The 4,525-nt window shown below is 42.7% G+C and carries 4 protein-coding genes and 1 pseudogene; all 5 read left to right on the forward strand.

Going from position 1 to position 4,525, the window contains the following annotated elements:
* Positions 1 to 233 (forward strand): annotated as a pseudogene (locus WBM49_RS14615) (hypothetical protein); the annotation flags it as partial.
* The gene (locus tag WBM49_RS14620; RefSeq protein ID WP_424372784.1) at positions 230 to 1,048 is read left to right on the forward strand and encodes a tetratricopeptide repeat protein; all 819 of its coding nucleotides are present in this window, start codon (positions 230 to 232) and stop codon (positions 1,046 to 1,048) included. The pseudogene WBM49_RS14615 and the gene WBM49_RS14620, both read left to right, overlap by 4 nt.
* A gap of 148 nt (positions 1,049 to 1,196) precedes the next feature.
* Positions 1,197 to 1,829, forward strand: coding sequence for an NAD(P)-dependent oxidoreductase (locus WBM49_RS14625; protein ID WP_424372785.1), 633 nt, complete (start codon positions 1,197 to 1,199; stop codon positions 1,827 to 1,829).
* 141 nt (positions 1,830 to 1,970) lie between these two features.
* Positions 1,971 to 3,137, forward strand: coding sequence for an MFS transporter (locus WBM49_RS14630; RefSeq protein WP_424372786.1), 1,167 nt, complete (start codon positions 1,971 to 1,973; stop codon positions 3,135 to 3,137).
* Between the two features lie 84 nt (positions 3,138 to 3,221).
* Positions 3,222 to 4,525: vanadium-dependent haloperoxidase (locus WBM49_RS14635; RefSeq protein ID WP_424372787.1), on the forward strand; the 1,304-nt coding region annotated here is incomplete at its 3' end.

Raw genomic sequence — 4,525 nt, forward strand, 5'->3', positions numbered from 1 at the left:
GAATACGGTTTATAGTGAATTGCAAAGGTGAAGCCGGCAGGTTCAGGATCATCTCATCAAACTTCGATTATCAGGAAAAAGTGTTTGACAAAGCCATTACAAATCAGCTGTTAACAATTCTCAAAGAGTTGGATGGTTGGGAAATAATGACAAAAAACGAAAAGCCGCTAGATTACTATTTATATCTCATTTTTAAACTCGATAATGGACATATAATGGAGATTTTACCATGAAGAAATTAATGCTACTCGGTCTTTTGGCAATGATTGAACTCTGTTTTGGTCAGCCAAACTGTGAGGCCTATAAATACTATGGCGACATCTCAAAGTTTGAGGCATGTAAAAAGGCGGAAGAAGCCGGCAGGTATTACCAGTTTACCAAGGAATATCAGAAAATTCTTGATGCTGCCCTGGCAATTGATTCTACCTATGCCTATGCGTATCAAGCCAAAGGATATGCATATCTGAAAAGTGGTGATTTCATTACCTGGGAAAAACTAATGAGGAATGCTGTACACTATGAACCGGCTTTACACCTTGGGTATCGTGGATGGTGCAGATATCAGTTCTTTAGAGATTATAAAGGGGCGATCGAAGACATTGAGCGTTTAGAAAGTTTGGTAAAGGGCGATATTGGTTTTGGTCAGAATGGCGATTACCATCTTAAAATTGCAAAAGCCCTCTGTTATAAAGCGATAGGTGAAAAGGCCAGGGCCATTGAAATTATGGAAGAACAACTAGGGCTTGAAGATCATTTCATTGGATTATACGACTATCTCCATTTGGGTATCCTATACCTTGAAACCAACCAACCCGACAAGGCATTACAGGCCTTTCAAATCCAGGAAACCGAGAATACCCTGGCAGAAAATGAGTTTTATAGGGCACTGGTCTATAAAGAGAAGAAAAACAAAGCAATGTATAACAAGTATTTAGAGAAAGCCCATAAACTATACCTGGAAGGAAGGCACATGTTCGATCCCTACACCCATCAAATGGATAGGGTTTTTCTGTCAGATATAAAATCAGAAATAGCCGCCAATAATTAAAAGCACCTATAGAGGTAGTTTCATATAAACGAATCTAATCCTCACACCCCTGCTGCCTCAACTCAGTAGCGTATCTCAACAACTGGGCTAAACAAATACCCTGAAGAACTTTTTTCCTGCTACACTTGTGTGTTAAACTGCTTTTACTATGAAACTAGCCATCATTGGGGGTACCGGAAAAACAGGGAAGGAATTACTACAACAAGGCCTGGAGGCAGGGCATACCATTGCTGCCCTTGTCCGGAATCCAAAAAAAGTGCAATTAGTACACCCTAATTTAACCGTCATTCAGGGAAATGTGCTGAATCCTAAAGATCTGGCAAACATTTTCTATGGGAAAGACGCCGTTTTATCTGCCCTGGGCCATAAACGGTTCCTGGGACCCAGTCATATCCTTTCCCGGGGCACGGAAAATATACTGCAGGCCATGAAAACAGCGAATGTATCGCGCTTTATTTGCATCACGTCCATGGGGATCAATGACAACAAATACCGATTAGGTTTGTACTACACATTTTTTGTAATCCCCTTAATCATCTTCTTCTACTTTCGTGACAAGTCCAAACAAGAGCGTTTGATAAAGGATAGCAATTTAAACTATACCATAGTTAGACCCGGACAACTCACTAATGGCAGAAAAAGCCTCCGCTATAAACAAGGAGTGAATCTTGGAAGTTTCATCTGGACAAAGATGATCTCCAGGGCAGACGTTGCCCACTTTATGCTGGGGGAACTTAATAACTCGGTTTACACCAAGAAATCTGTGTGTCTAATAAATTAATTACAGTTGTTTCAGTTTGTGTGTATTAAAAGCCAAACCTAGATGGAACAATAAAAAGTAAAGATCCTTTCGGTTGTTACTAGCAGCTTGCCGAAATCATATCTCAAGAGTTCAAAAGGAATATTTACTTTTGACCTGCATATGAAAATTCAAAAAAAGGTACTGCCATTAATCGTCATCGCCCAGTTCCTTTGCATTTCCCTTTGGTTTGCAGGGAATGGGGTGTTAGATAACCTTATGGCAGAATTTGCCCTCACTTCCGGGGCCCTCGGCCATCTTACGACCGCCGTGCAATTCGGATTTATCAGTGGTACTCTTTTATTTGCCTTTTTTACCATTGCAGACCGATACTCGCCCTCTCGTGTGTTTTTCTTTTCGGCCCTTTTTGGCGCAATATGCAACCTGTGCTTATTTTGGGAGGGTAATACGCTTTGGAGCCTAGTTCTTGCCCGCTATTTAACAGGGTTTTTCCTGGCCGGAATCTATCCTGTAGGCATGAAAATAGCAGCCGATTATTTTGAAAAAGGTCTAGGAAGGTCGCTTTCTTTTCTCGTAGGAGCCCTGGTTTTGGGTACTGCCCTGCCTCACTTGTTAAAAAGTAGTCCTGTATTCGAAAACTGGAGATGGGTTATTACTGCAACCAGTGCCTTTTCCTTTTTAGGTGGCTCGCTGATTCTGCTTTTTGTTCCGGACGGTCCTTATCGAAGGGCGGGAAACCCTTTTGAGCTTACCGCCTTAGTTTCAGTGATGAAAAACAAAAAACTAAAGAGTGCCGCCCTGGGTTATTTTGGTCATATGTGGGAACTGTATGCCTTCTGGGCCTTTGTCCCCATCCTCCTGAAGACCTACGCAGATATGCATCATAAGGATATACACAATTCCCTTTGGTCCTTTCTGATCATAGCTATAGGTAGTATTGCCTGCGTTATTGGGGGACTGGTATCTCAACGAATTGGCGTAAAAAAAACTGCCTTTTGGTCTCTCTTGCTTTCCTGTGTTTGCTGCCTCTTATCTCCTTTGTTTTTTTACGTTCCCTATGAATCCGTCTTTCTCGGCTTCCTTTTATTCTGGGGAATGGTGGTGATCTCAGATTCGCCTTTGTTCTCCACCATGGTGGCCAACAATGCCGAAAGTGCCTTAAAAGGATCTGCCTTAACCCTGGTGAACTGCATTGGATTTGCCATTACCATTGTCAGTATACAGCTTTTAAATCTGGCACAGAATAGCTTCCCTCCTACCTTAATTTATTCCTTCCTGGCCCTAGGCCCACTTTTAGGCTTATGGGCACTGAAGAAAATTGCTGATTAAGACCCTTATATTTGGTCATATTTTTTAATTTAGAGTAAGATTTTATCATACTGCATAAAATTAACACCACCAATTACCTATATCATGAACAAATTATTTTTACTAAGCGTATGCTGTTTTTTACTAGTTGGCTGCAGGACAAAAGATAGTGCTTCCATAGAAGAACCTAAGGGTATGGACAATGTGGCCTATCAGTGGGGAGCCATGGCATTAAAAGCCACCGCACTAGACACGGAACGTTTTGCGCCAAGACCTACCATTACTTCCCGATATCTGGGACTCATTTTTACGGCCGTTTTTGATGCATGGACCAGGTTCGATGACAAAGCAATCCCGGTTTATCTGTCTGAAATACCCAGACTGCCCAAGGACCAACATACCTTGAAAAATAAAGAAATTGCCATTAGCTATGCCGCTTACAGAACTATGTGTGAATACTACTATTCCGATCAGGAAATATTTGCCAAATTCATGAAAGACTTAGGCCTTGATCCTACCAATAGATCAGAGGATCCGGCTACCCCGGAAGGTATAGGAAATTTAGCTGCGATGGCTGTAATAAAGGCCAGGCACAATGACGGGGCCAATCAATACGGGGAAGAAGACGGATCCGACGGTACACCCTATTTTAATTACGTTGGTTACGAACCTATAAATTCTGCAGATTCCAATGTAGACCCCAATCGTTGGCAACCCAAGTATTTTTCGGACGGGAAAGGTGGGTTTTTTGCCCCGGGATGTCTTACCCCTTTTTGGGATAAGGTAAAGCCCATTGCCTTGCAAAGTGGTGACCAGTTCAGACCAGGACCCCCTCCTATGATTGGGAGTGACCAACTAAAAGAAGAGGTAGCCGAGGTCATTGCCCTGCAGGCTAATTTAACGGACCATGATAAAGCGCTGGTAGAATTTATGAGAGACGGACCACAATCTGTGCAGCAAGCCGGACATTGGTTAAAATTTGCCCAAGATGTATCTCGTCGTGATCAGCATACGTTAGATGAGGATGTTAAAATGTATTTCTACAACCAGGTGGTAGCCATGGACGCTTTTATTGCTTCATGGGATTCCAAGATGTTCTATGACTATGCCCGGCCATATGCACTTGTACATGAGTATTATGAAGATCAGATCATAGAGGCCTGGGGAGGTGAAGGCCAGGGGATGAAAAATATCAAAGGACAAGAATGGCGACCCTATTCTCCCGAAACCTTTCTTTGTCCCCCTTTTCCAAGCTATGTATCGGGTCACAGCACCATCAGCGGAGGTTGTGGGGAGGCATTAAAATTATGGACAGGTAGTGATCATTTCGGAGAAAAGGTGACCCTGGTAGCCGGGGCCCTTACAGAACCAGATCAATTGGGAGATACCGTGGTGCTCGAATTTCCAAC

This window comes from Muriicola sp. (assembly GCF_049669965.1).
GTDB lineage: Bacteria > Bacteroidota > Bacteroidia > Flavobacteriales > Flavobacteriaceae > Muriicola.